Origin of the sequence: Candidatus Regiella endosymbiont of Tuberolachnus salignus (assembly GCF_964020115.1) — a bacterium.
GTDB lineage: Bacteria > Pseudomonadota > Gammaproteobacteria > Enterobacterales > Enterobacteriaceae > Regiella > Regiella insecticola.
The window spans coordinates 2,617,269-2,633,378 of the sequence record NZ_OZ026542.1; the positions used below are offsets into that span (position 1 = coordinate 2,617,269).

12 protein-coding genes are annotated in these 16,110 nt (G+C 43.3%); 8 read left to right on the top strand and 4 right to left on the bottom strand.

The annotated features are described in order from the left end of the window. Positions 1-2: 2 nt before the first annotated feature. A complete protein-coding gene (locus AACL30_RS13260; protein ID WP_339056921.1) occupies positions 3-602 on the bottom strand; it encodes a type III effector protein in 600 nt (199 codons plus the stop codon). A 49-nt stretch (positions 603-651) separates the two neighbouring features. Next, entirely contained in the window at positions 652-942 is a 291-nt protein-coding gene (locus tag AACL30_RS13265) for a hypothetical protein (protein WP_339056922.1), read from the bottom strand. A 484-nt stretch (positions 943-1,426) separates the two neighbouring features. Between AACL30_RS13265 and feoB the strand changes: the two genes are divergently transcribed. From feoB to istB, 5 genes are all read left to right on the top strand, one after another. After that, complete coding sequence (gene feoB, locus AACL30_RS13270) at positions 1,427-3,733, top strand: Fe(2+) transporter permease subunit FeoB (protein ID WP_339056923.1); 2,307 nt, start codon at positions 1,427-1,429, stop codon at positions 3,731-3,733. Next, positions 3,708-3,959: a FeoC-like transcriptional regulator gene (locus AACL30_RS13275; protein ID WP_339056924.1), complete on the top strand. Its 252-nt coding sequence runs from the start codon at positions 3,708-3,710 to the stop codon at positions 3,957-3,959. Before feoB ends, AACL30_RS13275 begins: the two co-directional genes overlap by 26 nt. Positions 3,960-4,257: 298 nt before the next feature. Next, entirely contained in the window at positions 4,258-10,800 is a 6,543-nt protein-coding gene (locus tag AACL30_RS13280) for a C80 family cysteine peptidase (protein ID WP_339056925.1), read from the top strand. Positions 10,801-10,891: 91 nt separating this feature from the next. Continuing rightward, positions 10,892-12,070, top strand: coding sequence for an IS21 family transposase (gene istA, locus AACL30_RS13285; RefSeq protein ID WP_339056344.1), 1,179 nt, complete (start codon positions 10,892-10,894; stop codon positions 12,068-12,070). Beyond that, complete coding sequence (istB, locus tag AACL30_RS13290) at positions 12,067-12,864, top strand: IS21-like element helper ATPase IstB (protein WP_339058365.1); 798 nt, start codon at positions 12,067-12,069, stop codon at positions 12,862-12,864. Before istA ends, istB begins: the two co-directional genes overlap by 4 nt. A gap of 94 nt (positions 12,865-12,958) precedes the next feature. Here the strand turns inward: istB and AACL30_RS13295 are convergent, their stop codons facing one another. Together AACL30_RS13295 and AACL30_RS13300 are read right to left on the bottom strand one after the other, a co-directional pair. Beyond that, complete coding sequence (locus AACL30_RS13295; protein ID WP_339056926.1) at positions 12,959-13,150, bottom strand: transposase; 192 nt, start codon at positions 13,148-13,150, stop codon at positions 12,959-12,961. After that, a complete protein-coding gene (locus tag AACL30_RS13300; RefSeq protein ID WP_339056927.1) occupies positions 13,150-13,419 on the bottom strand; it encodes an IS630 transposase-related protein in 270 nt (89 codons plus the stop codon). The genes AACL30_RS13295 and AACL30_RS13300 overlap by 1 nt, the downstream gene beginning before the upstream one ends. Before the next feature lie 157 nt (positions 13,420-13,576). Between AACL30_RS13300 and clpP the strand changes: the two genes are divergently transcribed. The 3 genes from clpP to AACL30_RS13315 all read left to right on the top strand — a co-directional run bounded on the left by clpP (position 13,577) and on the right by AACL30_RS13315 (position 16,065). After that, positions 13,577-14,248 (top strand): ATP-dependent Clp endopeptidase proteolytic subunit ClpP, encoded by a 672-nt coding sequence (clpP, locus tag AACL30_RS13305; protein WP_339058481.1) that lies wholly within the window; start codon positions 13,577-13,579, stop codon positions 14,246-14,248. 400 nt (positions 14,249-14,648) lie between these two features. Further along, the gene (clpX, locus tag AACL30_RS13310; RefSeq protein ID WP_339056928.1) at positions 14,649-15,920 is read left to right on the top strand and encodes an ATP-dependent protease ATP-binding subunit ClpX; all 1,272 of its coding nucleotides are present in this window, start codon (positions 14,649-14,651) and stop codon (positions 15,918-15,920) included. A 16-nt stretch (positions 15,921-15,936) separates the two neighbouring features. Continuing rightward, a complete protein-coding gene (locus AACL30_RS13315; protein WP_339056929.1) occupies positions 15,937-16,065 on the top strand; it encodes a hypothetical protein in 129 nt (42 codons plus the stop codon). Positions 16,066-16,110 lie beyond the last annotated feature (45 nt).

Consider the following 16,110-nt stretch of genomic DNA (forward strand, 5'->3'; position numbering starts at 1 on the left):
CGCTAGTTAAGATTACGAATAATAGTACTAATCATGTCTCCACGCTGTTTTATATAGGAGCTCTCGTTACTGATGGTATTATTTAAATTTTGCAAAAGATTTTGCAGTTTTAGCTGATTTTGACTGGAGAGATCAGTAGAACGATTGGCCGCATTATCTAATGCATTTTTCACTGCCGTAAGTTCACCTTTATCAAGTTCACCAACGTGTTTACCTTTGTGTGTACAATCCTTGATGTAGTCAGTAATACTTTTATCACCTACTTTAATCCCATGTGCATTCATAAAATCGATGATTTGTTTATCGAGAGCGAGGGTGGCGTCAGGGCTTGGATTTTTAGAAATCTTTGCAATCTTCGCGTCTACATCATTACTCTCTTTTTGCTCGTCACGCGCCGTCGCCGTGTCATTCCGTATCTGGGCGTATAAATTGGTACTTAATGAGGCAAGAAAATTATAAATATCATTTAATGTATCAAGTGCATAATTATATACATCTTTATCATTCGAACTGGCGCTATCGGCGGCCATAGAAACATTTGGGTTAATAGAAGGAGCTTCTACATTGTTTTCACCCACATGCATATCAATGTTCATATTCATATATACCTCTCTTAATAATTATTAAGTTAATAATTATTTGTAAATTTTCTTACTGTGTTGAAATATGAAGATTATTTATATAAGTCTTGAGCTGTTTAAATTGAACTTTAAGGTCATTAACACAGGATTCTATCTGGGCTTTTTCTTTTTTTAAGCCACCTGGATAGACCATTTTTAATTCTTCCATTCTTTTTTTTGCTTTTAGATCACCTTCCCCTGCTTGATTTAAAAAATGGATTTCTTGTTCTAATTTTTTGAATTTTTCGAGATCTTTTTTTAATTTCTCACATTGAGCATACATTTTGCCGACCATGATATTAGACTGTTCTTGCTTTTCCATCTTGACCTCGAAAAGTTTGCTTAATTATTCTCCGTCCACTTAAAAGCCTAGTCCACTATCTTCATTTGGTCTTTTAATTTTATGTCATTTCTACCGAAATTGAGGAAAAGAATCAATTTATCACCTGATGGTATTTTATCGGGTATAACGGTTAATAAAAACAATGCTAGTATATGCCCTTCGCCTTTGAAGTTGCCTTCAGCTGCCAGGGCGTGAGTCCCGATGAGCGTGGACATACCATGAGGGCGAGGGTGCGCAGTCAACAAGCGGCGGCTTCAAAGGCGAAGGGTATACTGCTTGTACACTCCTGGGATTCGATTGATTACCACCTTGCCGTAACTCGAAATTCATGGGGTATAGAGCGAAAATAGCCGATCAGTCGCAGGTTATGTCAATGACAAATCGAGCAATAATATAATTGTAATTTAATATCTAACGATAGCAAATTTTATATTAATCAATTGAATTATAAAGAATAAATATAATGATAACCATCGGTTTAATGGGGAATCCCAATACAGGAAAAAGTACATTATTCAACCAGCTCACCGGTTCCCGTCAGCGCGTAGGAAACTGGGCAGGGGTAACTGTTGAAAAAAAAGAAGGGCATTTTTCCACCACACAACATAAAAAAATAACCTTGGTCGATTTGCCCGGCACCTACTCTCTTACCACGCTTTCCGAACAGACTTCAGTGGATGAACAAATCGCTTGCCGCTATATATTAAGTGCTCAGGCTGATCTCGTGGTGAACGTGATCGATGCCGTTAATCTGGAACGTAATCTTTATCTGACGCTGCAATTAGTCGAATTAGGTATCCCTTGTATTGTTGCACTCAACATGCTGGATATCGCTCAGCGTCAACATATTAAAATTGATATTAATCAACTATCTAAACAATTAGGTTGCCCCGTCATTCCATTGATTTCCTGCCGAGCGAGCGGTATCAAGGAATTAAAAAACAAGATTGATGAATGTTTAGTCAATAAAACAAAAAAGACTAAAAGTAAAATGCCGGTTGATTATCCACCAGCATTGTTAGAAGAACTGGATAAATTGGCACAAGCCATGCCAGTATCAATCTCTATGCAACAGCGCACAGGGCTAGCGTTGCAAATACTCGAAGGGGATGTCCATGCTTTAGCGCATGCCGATATTCCTGCTAGTCTGTTGCTGAATGTGCATCAACGGTTAGCGCAATATGAAGATCTAGGATTACTGATTGCCGATGCTCGCTATCAAAGTATTGCAAAAATTTGTCGCGAGGTGGGTAATTCACAGCAAGCTGAGCCGCATCGCCTGACACAAAAACTAGATAGCATTATCCTAAATCGCTGGTTAGGTGTCCCTATTTTCTTATTTATTATGTATTTAATGTTTGTTTTAGCCATTAATATTGGCGGGGCGTTCCAACCCATATTTGATATAGGCTCGTCAGCGATTTTTATCCAGGGATTGCAATGGCTAGGTTATACACTTCATTTTCCTTCCTGGTTGACGGTTTTTCTCGCGCAGGGGGTGGGCGGAGGCATTAATACCATGCTACCTCTGGTGCCACAGATTGGTATGATGTATTTATTCCTTTCTTTTCTTGAAGATTCAGGTTACATGGCTCGAGCCGCATTTGTGATGGATCGACTGATGCAAGCACTCGGGTTACCGGGTAAATCTTTTGTTCCTTTAATCGTTGGTTTTGGTTGTAATGTGCCGGCTATTATGGGCGCTCGTACTCTGGATGCAGCGCGAGAGCGTTTTATTACCATTATGATGGCACCCTTTATGTCATGTGGCGCACGATTAGCCATTTTTGCAGTATTTACTACAGCGTTTTTTAACCAAGGAGGCGCCAGTATTGTTTTCTCCCTTTACCTGTTAGGTATTGTCGTCGCCATTGCCACGGGATTAGCGCTGAAATATACCATTATGCGAGGAGAAGTTACGCCCTTTGTTATGGAGTTACCTGTTTATCATGTGCCCCATATAAAAAGTTTATTATTGCAAACCTGGCAGCGATTAAAAGGCTTTGTGGTGAGAGCCGGTAAAGTGATCATTGCGGCTTGTATTGTAATTGGCGGATTGAACAGCTTCTCTTTTAACGGTCAACCCGTTGACAACATTAATGACTCAGCACTGGCGTCGGTCAGTAAAACCCTAACCCCGCTTTTGATACCCATCGGCGTTCATCCTGATAATTGGCAAGCGACAGTAGGTTTAATCAGTGGAGCGATCGCTAAAGAAGTGGTGGTCGGTACACTGAATACACTGTACACGGCCGAAAAAATTAACAATGAATCCTTTGATGCCGAAAATTTTAACCTATTAGCACAATTGGAAGAGGGATTACATGAAACGGCACAGGGGTTGAAAGATACCTTCAGTTTAAATGTATTATTGCACCCACTAGAAGCGAGTAAAGGAGAGGGTGAAATGGCCGCCGGTGCAATGGGGATCATGAGCAGTAAATTTGGCTCTAGTATTTCTGCTTACAGCTATCTTATTTTTGTTTTACTTTATGTCCCCTGTGTTTCTGTTATGGGCGCCATTGCTCGAGAAACCAGCCGTGGTTGGATGATATTTTCTATTTTATGGGGATTAAATCTTGCGTATTCACTGGCAACCCTGTTTTATCAAATTGCCACCTTTAGCCATCATCCGCAACAAAGTCTTATTATTATCGGCGTGGTTATGATTATTAATACATTAATTTTTTGGGGTTTGCGCCGCGCTCAATGTCGGATCACGCTGAAATTAGGGGATGAAGTTTATGGCCAGTCTACTACAGGTACGTGATGCCATAGCACTGAATGGCATGGCAGAAGCACGTCAACTCAGCTTACAGTTGACAATACCTCTACGGTTGGTGGAGGCTATGCTGGAACAATTAATAATGATGGGCAAAATCGAGCGCATTAAACAAAATAACCCCTGTCTCACCGGCAGCTGCAAAAGCTGTCCGGAAAGTTCAAAATGTGATCGCGTCATCTATCGGTTAAAAACCTATTCGACATCTTCTTAAGCGACGCTCAATTCCGGACTTCTACGCCGGGGATCCCAGATATTTCCGTCACCCCAGTTTAAATCCTTTAATCTATATACCCAATGAATTTCGAGTTACGGCAAGGCGGCAAGGACGACCGACCGATGAGCGTAGACAGGCTACGTGATTCGGCGAGCACACGCAGCTAACGCCGCCGTAACTTGAAAGGCAAAGGGTATATACCCTTTGCTTCATACCTCGCCAACAACCGTGATGAGAAGCGCTAAGTTATAAAAGTATTATACTCAAACATCATTATTCTTAGGCTAGTCATCACATGGAAAAGAAAGTAACGGAACCTGTCTATTATATGAAAGAAAATGAAAGGGAGATTGATATATTTAAAACATCGCCAGATTTTGAAGTGTTCAAAAAACAATATGAAGAGGCGATTAATAAGATTATTCAGTTTTACAATGAACATAGTCCTGATAAAGGGCGTGAAATTCTTATCGGGGAGGAGGGAAATAGTAGCGACACGGTGGAGAATATGTTCACCCGATTTAAACAGCGTTTATTTACCAAGAATGCTGTTCCTGCTTACCTTCATAGCTTATATCATGCAAAACGACCGATGGAAGAAATTGCGCAAAGTCTGGTAAAAACCTCGGGGATTGCGCTTAAAGTAAAATTGGCTGAAATTCAGGAGCTGGCAAAAAAAATTAAATTTTGCGCTTCGAGCGTTCATAGTTACGTCCTGAGCACTAAACTTAACCTGAGTCACTATTCAGGTGATCTCGCTGCTGATTTATTGGCATATACAAACAGGGTTACCCGTGATGTTATCAAGGCATTTACCGCGCATCACTCCATCTTACGGCATAGCGATATACACACCTTTAACGCCTACTGGAATGGTTTTAGCAAAGAATTACGCCTTGCGCCGATTACCGATCCACTTGCACAATCCATCACTCTCAGCCCTCAAAAGTACCACGCTTGTCATCACGCCCTCCGGCAAGCGCTCACGCCCTATAACATTACGGATCAACTGGCTAAAAATTATCTGAACAATCTGTGCGTTATCCTCGGTAAGGAGCCAGTGGCATGGGGGATGATACAAAACACTATCGCAAATTCTAAGGCGTATTATAAAGATATCAACGTCAGCGCTTTAATGGAGGAGCCTGTTGAAGGTGAAGAAAAATACCGGTTACGATCCGATCCCCTTTGGCTGCAAGTTGAGATAGCTAAACAACTCTCTTTTTTACCATCAGAAAGCACATGGCCAAATAATGCAGGTGGGTTGATAGAAACCGTCACCGAGGATGCTGAGGGCAATAAACTCCAGCGCCTGGTTGATCTATTTTGGCGGGTAACTCCAGAGGGTAACATCAGCCAGCCTGATATCAATTGCCTTGGTAAGATTATCGATCAGGTCAATCCTGCGCAGCTGATGAAAATCATTGCGCAAACCTGCGATCAAGACGCACCACTACTGAGCCAAATTAATCCTCAGAGGCTGCCCACCGCTAATCTGCAAGATATCCGTACATTTTTCTCAAAATTGGGTGATGAGGGTAGCATTGATTATATAACCACTCACAAGGCGTGGTTCCAAAATCTAGAAGCCAATCTTACGCTATTAATACCGATTATCTCCAGGCTAGATGAGGCTAAACTGGCCACGATTTCGGCTGATTTATTGGGTGGAATGAAAGCCAAAGATATCGACAATGTTTTCAAATATTGGGCTGCCAGCAATATTATGCCTAGAGATAATTTATTGAAAATCTTATACCAACAGGCACTCAAGATCGATTTTAATGACAACATGCCCCGTCTGAGCCGTATTTTTCGTCAGTTTTTGGTATTAGCCATCAAAACAAAAAATCAGCCGATGGTCAAAACATTATCTGAACAGATCCCTTATAACGATGGCCTGCTGTACTACGCGGTTGTCAGTAAAGATGTGGCAATCTTGAAGACATTACTGGAGGCTAACGTGGATCCTAACGAGCCAAGTTTGCATGCACACTTTTCTATTTTGCAAGACGCTGTTTTATCACAGAACCCTACACTGATAGAGGTGTTGCTTGCGCATTATGCGCGAGATGATTCGGCGGATGCACTGATGGAAGCCATACAACAGGGCAATGTTGAGATGGTCGAGCGGTTATCAAAGATAGTCCGCTGCCGTGGCCGCTTCACGTCAATTTATCCGCGTATGCTGTCACTGGCAGAAAATACCAAAAATTCAGCGCAAATCACCGCTCTCTTACGAGAGCAGCAAGATAATTTAATGCAGTTTCAGTTTGATCATGTGATGTTGCCGACAGAGCTAGAGGAAAATGCACGGGTGCCTTTAAAGCCGATAGGCTCGTCATACAAAGCCATCCTCTATTCTCTCAATCAATTACATCACACATCAGGGATGGAACTGATTAAAAACGCCTTTATTCTAAAACTCCAGATACAGGCTTATAACGATGAAAAACGCCGAGATACGCGGCGTGAAAGGACTTTATTAACATTGGATCAGCAAATTAACCAGGCGCTGTTTCCCCCTGCTATGACGCCTTACATTACGGAAATCATCAAAATGGCTCAAACACGGCTTCCATTAGCCGTTGAGCTGTATCAAATGGTATTTAACTCAGCACCCGCTTCTCAATCAACGTTAATGCATTTTATGATTAATGCCGTGAAAGAAAATGCTGAAGTGCGTTTAGTCGATGTAAAGAAAATTTATCACCGAATTTATCAGGCAAACACAGATAATTGGGATAGAAACTATACCAGAGACGCCCGGAAACAACTGAATAAACTCCTACGAAAACCCGCTGATGAATCCTCTTTACCGCTGAATTTTAACGGCCAGCCTAAATCGCGGGTAAAACAGGAAGTCGAACATCAGTTAGCGGTGATATTCGAAAAAGGGCATCAAGGCATGCTACTGAGTTATGACAGCATGATGCAGTATCAAGACACTATCGATTTTATAACAAAGTATATACATGAACTCAAAGGGAGAGGGATCACCACACTTTGTCTACCGCTAAGCACAAGAATAAAGGCGTTAATCGATAGATATCTGCAAGGAAAAGCGGAGTCAACGATTTTGCCTTTGAATCGTTCTTTGCGAAAGTTATGTGTTACCGCGCGTGAAAATGACATAAAAATTATTGCGCTGGATCCCCCAAGTAAGCCACAAAATATCGTGCAACAAGGGATGGCCGATAATAAGGTGCTAATGAAACTAACCGAGCTGTCAGCGCGATTACTTCCTACTGAGAAATTTCTGGCGATTTATCAACAACAGAGCCTACTCTCTAAACCCTTAGGCCGCCGTTTTTTACCTGGTATCGCTCCCCTTCTGGGGCTACCTGCGCTGACGGTGTTATCAAAAAAAGAATACAGAATATACTTTGGGCTGCCTCAGTCAGAATCGACAGAAAAAAATCAATTGCTCGTCCTCAATGATATCTCTCATCGCCAGGAAAGAGAGCTAAGTGCGCCTCACTTGAGTACCGCGAAGATGTTTGATGCGAGCGAATGGAGGAAAATACCGCTAAAATCGGCTCGCGCCACACTTTCTTCACCGTTGAACAGCAAAATTATTTTGGTATTGGAAAACGATCTTACCGCTAAGGAGGCAGGAGAGAAGTTATTCAATAAAGATCCTGACAACAGAGCCTTATTTTATTTAAGTGCTGAAGGGGATTTTCGTTTGGTAAAGGGGGAAGCTAGTGTGTTAACAAGCCATGTGTCCATACTGGCGGTGGGGCATGGCCGTGGCGGTGAAGGCGAAAGAAATCATCAAACATTAGGCGGTAGCAAGGCATCGGCGCTGGCGACCAGGATCCAGAAATTTATTACCCAGTTGCAAGCGCAATATGTCATCACGCTCACCCCCTACAGTATCAGTCTGGTCGGATGCTCACTGACTGACTATGAAAAACAAACCGGGGGTTATGCCCGACAATTTGCCGAATCACTGGCTGAGCAGGGTACCTACGCGGATATCGGTGCCTACCGGACGAAAGTCCGTGTCAATGAATCAGGCCACCGATTGACAGAGTTAGCAGAAGATAGCTGGCATCAGAACAGCGCGGATGACAAGTTAGTATTGCGTTGGAATAACGAAAAAAAATTAGTGCCGGCCAACAATCTTGCGTTGCGACTGCAACGTGCAAGAGAGCTCATTGATGAGCTGGCGTCAAATCAGAAATTCTATCTTTCACTAAACACGCAGCAACAGCGTGATCTCAGCCAGGTTTTTCAACGACCTGATGGGGAGATGGATATTGAACGCATGCTATTGACCACACATCATCAAGATCGACGGCAGACATGGAATAAAAATGTACAGCAACTGTTACAACACCCAGAGATACACACTGAGCTGGCTGAAGTCAGCCTACAATCTGCGCTGCGACAGCGCCAACATTGGCATCAGCGCCAACAACAAAGCGCTTTGGCATTTTATCAAACCGGCACCCAGGCAGGCATAACAGAAAATCGAGGGATAAAAATTAGGGCACACTTGGCTTTGCAAGGGCTCTATATCAGCGATAGTGCCTTTAATAACCATACTCTGACGGATTCCACCGCACTTGGCCTCGCGTGGCTTGATGCTTACGTTGTCGGTGAAGAAAACACCTTCTTCGATGGGATAAAGGGTCACTCCGAGATCAAGCGAGAAAAAGCCGCGGGCATCATATCTTTGGCTGAAATTCAGCGCGCTGATTCACTGCGCCAACTGTTTGATGATTTACAGCAGGTCACACAACGCAATATGGCGCATCAGCGCCTGTTCACTCCCCAGCAAAAAATCAGCAATATAGGATCCTATTGGCTAAAAGGCCAATATCATTCGATGATGTTGAATATCACAGCAAACGGATCCGGTTACCTCTATTCGCTGTATGACGCTAATGTTGGCGTGATACATTTGAATGACTCACATTCACATGAAAATCTTTCTACCCTGCATACGTTGCTCAATGACTATCTACAAACTCGCGATACCTCAGGGAAAAGCCGTGCGCAACAGTACGGCATGACAGAGCGCAATAATCAATACCAGGTTGAAATTTATCGTGTTAATACTGATCAAACAGGAGAGATGCGCTCAACCTTACAGGCCTTCCAACAATCTCTCAAGGTGATCGGCGAAGCACAGCACATCAAACGTTCACAGAATCAAACATTGTGGCCATCTTCTCGCCGCAGGTTGGATCGTATTAACGCAGGCGCCCACCGTTTAGCCTGCGGGATGCAAGCCATGGGCTACATCATCGGGATCGCGACGATAAAAAAATACACCGATATGCTCAATGACGTAAGGTTAACTCCTGAACAAAAAGAAGAGATTCGATTTGAGCGCAATTTAGCGCTGGTTTCTTTTGGCTACAATGGGATTACCGATCCCCTTCAGCTGGTTCTGAGTAAAGTCTATCCCTCTATTGCGCGCCAGGCATTGGCACGCAGCATGGGTCAGCTGCCTGCTTTCACCCATTGTGCGGAAAAACTGGGTTTTAAGCTTAAATTTGCTGGTGTCAAATTTGGCGGGGCGGGATTGAACCTATTAGGTACCGGTTTTGATATCTATCAGGCCTATCACGCCTTTTCTCAGATCAGCACAGTGACTGATCGTGAAGTTCGGCAAGATCTCATCGTCAGTGGGGTTTTCTCAACAATAGGCGCGATTGTTGGCATCGTCACCAGTATCGCTTTTATGGCCAGTGCGACCGCAGCAGCAGCTGTCGCGCCGCTTGGCGTGGTAATTGGTTTGGGACTCATGCTCGGCAGAGGCATTTATTCCGTTGTACGCCAAATTGAAGCGATAGAAAAATATATTACGTTGGATGGTTATGAAAAGTTAGCAAATGGCTGGAGGGTATTTTGGGGCATGCGCCCGACAGCAGATGTGCAGAGACGCTTGGCATACGAGCGGCAAAAACCGATATTCCTTCAGCATTATAAAGACTATTTATTTGAAAATGCCCGGCGAAAGATGATGAGTAATCAAGATATTGATACTTATATCTACAGTCTGGGTGATTTTGATTTGCAAGCACATCCTTTTTTAAATCTAGTCACTATTGATACTACACCACATGGTATGTTGCCTCGAATAGGACGCAGAATACTAAAATCGGGTCTGCGGCCTGAAGAGGTGGAGCCAGAAAAACGAAAATATCACTTAAAACCCGATGAGATATTTGAGGTTGAAAAAACCGATGAATATTACTATACACCGGGTTCAATTAAAGCCGTTGATGATACTTTTAATGGTGCTGAATGGGGAGATGTCATTACGGAAAAAAATCATCTCATTCCTAACGTCGGCGTGACAGGCGATACCTCTCTCAGTATTACCGAACGTCATATAACCAGTGTCCTAGGCTCCAGCGCGTCAACATCGTTCGGATACAAAAATGTGGCTCTGATTGATTTAGGCGATGGTAATGATTGCGGGATCGGGTTCGCCAATAAAAATAATATTTTTCTTGGTGGCACGGGCAAAAAAAACTATACCGGTGGACAGCTACACGACATTTTCTACTTAGGCAATAAACAAAAACATGTCCTTCCTGCACCAAACCTGAGCAGTACCTTCGATGGTAAGGGTTCAGATCAGGACACGCTCATTATTGAAAGCAAACCACCAGGGATCTCCGGTTATAACGTCAATCTGGGTACCGCCAGCATTTTCTATATAGGATCAAATGAGCCGATATTGGCGGCAACCCTCAGAAATATCGAACATATTATCGCTCACGCTGAACTCAACGATACCCTTGTCGGTGATCATCATCATAATCGACTTAATGGAAGGGGAGGCAACGATATCCTCTATGGCTGTCAGCGCTAATGATAAAAGACCGTAAATTGCTAATTTAATTTGTCCACTCAAGCCAGAATGCAGTTTCCTTTGTGGTGACAAAGCCATGAGGGAAATAAGCATGCTAAGAAGAGAGGACCACTACATGATAAAACAACGCCATCAACAGGGGGCATTTATTGTTGATATTGCCCATCAGATAGGGTGTTCAGAAAAAACGGTGAGACGGCACATTAGCTATCCTGCGCCGCCAACAGCAAAACGCGGTAAAAAACAGGTTGCTAAACTCGAGCCCTTTAAAGACTACATCGATTCAAGGTTGAGTGAACAGGTTTGGAATGCGGCGGTTATTTTTGAGGAAATCCGTGAAAAAGGCTACCGGGGTGGGAGTGCGATGCTCCGACGTTATATACATCCCAAACGTCCGCTCAGGGCCTCGAAAAACACGGTACGCTTTGAAACCCTCCCCGGTTATCAACTTCAACACGATTGGGGAGAAATCATCGTTGAGGTGGCAGGCTCTGCCTGTACGGTTAATTTTGCCGTTAATACGCTCGGTTTTTCGCGTCGCTTTCATGTCTTTGCTGCCCCTAAGCAAGATGCTGAGCACACGTATGAATCGCTGGTTCGCAGCTTCAATTACTTCGGTGGCAGCGTAAAAAATGTCTTGGTAGATAACCAAAAAGCCGCTGTTATCAAACATGGACAAAATGGCCACATCGAGTTCAATGCGGGCTTCCTGCAACTGGCTAATCACTATGGGTTTAGCCCTCGCGCCTGTAAGCCTTATCGACCGCAAACGAAAGGCAAAACCGAACGGATGGTGGGCTATGTTAAACACAATTTTTTCACTCGCTACCGTCAGTTTGAGAGTTTCGCTCATGTTAATCAACTGCTAGCGATGTGGCTGGCGAAAGTGGCAGACCAGCGTCATCTTCGTCAATTCAAGCAGACACCGGAAAATCGTTTTGCTGAGGAAAAAATAGCCTTGATGCCACTCCCTGCGACTGATTTCGATACCAGCTACTTCGACCTACGACAAGTGGCATGGGACAGCTATATCGATGTCAGAGGTAATCGCTATAGCGTGCCTTCATTCTGGTGTGGTCGTGCGGTTAATATTCGTATCGGTTTAGATAATACGCTACGTATTTACGGCGATGAGCAACTGCTCGCGACGCATCTCTTGCAGGAGGTAACGCAGGGCTGGCAAAAGGTGCCAGAACATCATCAAGCCCTTTGGCAACAGGTCAATCGAGTAGCGTCTCGTTCGCTCAGTGTGTATGAGGAGCTACTCTGATGGAAATGGAAAACTTGTTGATACGGTTAAAAATGGATTACCTGGGCGATGCGTTGGAGAGTTTATGTGAAGAAGCCACCAAGAAAGCACTGAACTACCGTGAATTTCTCCAGCAGGCATTAGCCCAGGAATGGAACGGGCGTCACCAAAAAGGCTTGGAATCGCGGTTAAAACAAGCACGTTTGCCGTGGATAAAAACCTTGGAGCAATTTGACTTTACTTTCCAACCAAGTATAGACAGGAAAATTATCCGCGAGCTGGCGGGGCTGAGGTTTGTCGAACATCATGAAAACGTCATTTTGTTAGGCCCACCTGGGGTAGGGAAAACGCATTTGGCGATAGCGCTGGCTGTCAAGGCAGCTACAGCTGGGCATCGGGTATTGTTTATGCCTCTGGATAGACTCTGCTGTACCTTAATGAAGGCAAAGCAAGAAAACCGTCTGGAACGCCAACTTCAGCAACTGTGCTATGCCAGGGTATTAATACTGGATGAAATCGGGTATTTACCGATGAATCGCGAAGAAGCTAGCCTATTTTTCAGGTTATTGAGCCGTCGTTATGAAAAGGCGAGCATCATTCTCACATCAAATAAAAGTTTTACTGATTGGGGGGACGTATTCGGTGATCACATTTTAGCAACTGCGATTTTAGACAGGCTTTTACATCATTCAACCACATTGAATATTAAAGGAGAAAGCTATCGACTCAAAAATAAACGCAAAGCAGGCATGTTGCCTATAAAAACGACTGATATTATCCAGGCGCCTGGAATAGAAACCCAACAGGAAAATTAGCAAAAACTGGACATTTTAAAGTAGCAAAAAGTGGTCAATCTAAAGTAGCGTTGACAAGTGAACATTGCTTAGAGCTAACAATGTATAAATTGATTCAAAATAAGGAGGTAGAAAACAGAGTATCGACATCACATCTGTATTTCCTACGACAAGCTTTAGCTTGAGCCCATTTATGCTCAATGGGATTGAGATCAGGGGAATAAACAGGAAGATATTCGAGGGTAAATCCGGCATTTTTTATTGAATGTTGTCTATCTTGACGTTTGTGAAAACTGACATTATCCATCACAATAACGGCATTATGGGGTACCTTAGGCAACAGATCTTGATTAATCCAGGAGCGACATCTTGTGCCAGCGCTTCCATATCTATTTTGGTAGCCGGTTTATTGTGCGTCGTGCAAGGCGTTATGCGGCGATTCCAGCGCATAAGACTGGCCATCCCTACGCCAAAACGAGACGCTGTTTTCGCATACGTCAGTTTTTCTTTTTCTTTAATGGCCAATACATGTTGGCGAAATTTTAATGGATAAGTCATCAGATTAGTATACATCATAAAATAAGGTGCTAGCTCTATTGGGTAAAAAAGAAAGCAAAGCTTGAAAAAGGAATTCTATCCCCCAATTAAGTTAGGCCATGGTTATTGTTGCTTATCTCAAGTAGAATTGGTTATCAATGACAGTGACGCTAAAAAATTCTATCAGGAGAGGGTAATGTCATATAGTCGTGCAGATCAGGTATCAACTATGGCGCTAGTGCCGATGGTGGTAGAGCAAACATCACGTGGGGAACGTGCTTACGATATTTATTCTCGTTTGTTAAAAGAACGTGTGATTTTTCTGACGGGTCAGGTTGAAGATCATATGGCCAATCTTATCGTGGCTCAGATGCTTTTTTTAGAGGCAGAAAATCCAGATAAAGATATTTCTCTTTATATCAATTCTCCAGGTGGAGTCATTACTGCCGGGATGTCTATTTATGACACCATGCAATTTATCAAACCGGATGTCATTACCCTATGTATCGGACAAGCGTGCTCAATGGGTGCTTTTCTGTTAACGGCTGGGACAAAAGGAAAGCGTTTTTGTTTACCTAATTCACGTGTAATGATTCACCAGCCATTGGGCGGTTACCAAGGGCAGGTGAGTGATATAGAAATTCATAGCAAAGAAATCAGAAATGTGAAAAATCGCATGAATACACTTATGGCGAAACACACGGGTAAAGCGCTTGAAGATATAGAAAAAGACACAGAAAGGGATTATTTTTTATCGGCAGAAGAATCAGTAAACTACGGTTTAGTCGACCAAATATTATACACTCGGGCAGCAGTATCTAATCTTGATGAAAAAGTGGATAAAAAAGGTAAAAAAGGTACAAAATAACCACTTTATTATTTAGAGTTTAGTGTCACTGGTGGCTACTCATTTGTTGTCGGTCATGGTGTCATATACCCTTCGTCTTTGAAGTTGCCTTCGGCTGCCAGGGCGACCGGCCGATGAGGGTGGAGTACCATGAGGGTGAATACCCGCAGCCAACAACGCGGCGGCTTCAAAGGCGAAGGGTATAATCAGGATTGATTACAGAGATCCGATATACTGTTCATATAGGCTCTAAGAATCGGTACTGTTTCTTGTGATAAACCGTAGTTAGTGGCGGGAGCGCAGCAACCCGCAGCGTACACAAAGTACATGAGGATGGTGATCACCGCGTAATGTAGAATTCGCGCCACGCAGCAGGCTGTGAAAGAAATCTAATACAGAAATTTAAAGAAGAGGTCTATTGATGACGGATAAGAGCAAAAAGAATTCTGAAAAGCCGCTATATTGCTCTTTCTGCGGCAAAAGCCAAAGTGAAGTGGGTAAGTTGATTGCTGGACCCGCGGTGTATGTTTGTAATGAATGCGTTGAATTGTGTAATGACATAATTCGCGAAGAAATCAAAGATGTTTCCCAACACAGAGAGCGAAGTGCTTTACCGACACCTCATGAAATTCGTCATCATCTCGATGATTATGTTATCGGGCAAGAACAGGCGAAAAAAGCGTTGGCGGTAGCAGTGTATAACCATTATAAACGTCTGTGTAACGGTGACAGTAATAATGGTGTTGAATTAGGAAAAAGTAATATTTTACTGATTGGTCCAACGGGCAGTGGTAAAACGCTGTTAGCAGAAACCTTAGCGCGGTTTCTGGATGTGCCCTTTACTATGGCAGATGCGACTACATTAACTGAAGCGGGTTACGTTGGTGAAGATGTAGAAAATATCATACAAAAATTGTTGCAGAAATGTGATTATAATGTAGAAAAGGCGCAAAGAGGGATTGTCTACATTGATGAAATTGATAAAATTTCGCGAAAATCAGAAAATCCATCTATAACCCGTGATGTTTCTGGGGAAGGGGTGCAGCAGGCGTTATTAAAACTTATCGAAGGAACCATCGCCGCAGTGCCACCGCAGGGGGGGCGTAAGCATCCTCAGCAGGAGTTTCTACAAGTTGATACCTCAAAAATTCTTTTTATCTGTGGTGGTGCTTTTGCTGGATTAGATAAAGTGATTAGTCAGCGTTTGAATACAGGCACGGGTATTGGTTTTGGCGCGGTTGTAAAAAGTGTCTGTGAAAAACCCAGTGAAGGTGAATTATTACGCCAGGCAGAACCTGAAGATTTGATTAAATTTGGTTTAATTCCTGAATTCATAGGACGGCTGCCGGTCGTCACAACGCTGACTGAACTAAATCAAGAGGCTTTAATTAAAATTTTAAAAGAACCGAAGAATGCGCTGACTAAGCAATATCAAGCCTTGTTTAACTTAGAAAGTGTTGAATTGGAGTTCACTGAGGAAGCGCTGATCGCAATTGCTAAAAAAGCGATGGCACGTAAGACCGGTGCCCGCGGTTTACGTTCTATTGTTGAGGCGGCCTTGCTGGATACGATGTACGATTTACCGTCAATGGAAAAAGTGGATAAAGTTGTGGTGGATGAATCGGCTATCGATGGCCAATCTGCCCCTTTGCTCGTCTACAAAAAGAGTGAAGCTCAGGCCATTGGAGAATAACTGATTAAATTAAGAAGTGAATATACCCTTTGTCTTTGAAGTTGCCTTCGGCTGCCAGGGCGTGAGACCCGATGAGCGTGGACATACCATGAGGGCGAGAGCTGGCAGCCAACAACGCGGCGGCTTCAAAGCGAATGGTATATAACTAAGAGCTTGTTCGAAATTCCTTGTTCTCGCTGATACTTCATCA

What these genes read in the sequence shown, in the direction of transcription:
- AACL30_RS13260 (WP_339056921.1), bottom strand. Translation starts at nt 602, where the DNA reads ATGAATATGAACATTGATATGCATGTGGGTGAAAACAATGTAGAAGCT.
- AACL30_RS13265 (WP_339056922.1), bottom strand. Translation starts at nt 942, where the DNA reads ATGGAAAAGCAAGAACAGTCTAATATCATGGTCGGCAAAATGTATGCT.
- feoB (WP_339056923.1), top strand. Translation starts at nt 1,427, where the DNA reads ATGATAACCATCGGTTTAATGGGGAATCCCAATACAGGAAAAAGTACA.
- AACL30_RS13275 (WP_339056924.1), top strand. Translation starts at nt 3,708, where the DNA reads ATGGCCAGTCTACTACAGGTACGTGATGCCATAGCACTGAATGGCATG.
- AACL30_RS13280 (WP_339056925.1), top strand. Translation starts at nt 4,258, where the DNA reads ATGGAAAAGAAAGTAACGGAACCTGTCTATTATATGAAAGAAAATGAA.
- istA (WP_339056344.1), top strand. Translation starts at nt 10,892, where the DNA reads ATGCTAAGAAGAGAGGACCACTACATGATAAAACAACGCCATCAACAG.
- AACL30_RS13295 (WP_339056926.1), bottom strand. Translation starts at nt 13,150, where the DNA reads ATGGATAATGTCAGTTTTCACAAACGTCAAGATAGACAACATTCAATA.
- AACL30_RS13300 (WP_339056927.1), bottom strand. Translation starts at nt 13,419, where the DNA reads ATGATGTATACTAATCTGATGACTTATCCATTAAAATTTCGCCAACAT.
- clpP (WP_339058481.1), top strand. Translation starts at nt 13,577, where the DNA reads ATGTCATATAGTCGTGCAGATCAGGTATCAACTATGGCGCTAGTGCCG.
- clpX (WP_339056928.1), top strand. Translation starts at nt 14,649, where the DNA reads ATGACGGATAAGAGCAAAAAGAATTCTGAAAAGCCGCTATATTGCTCT.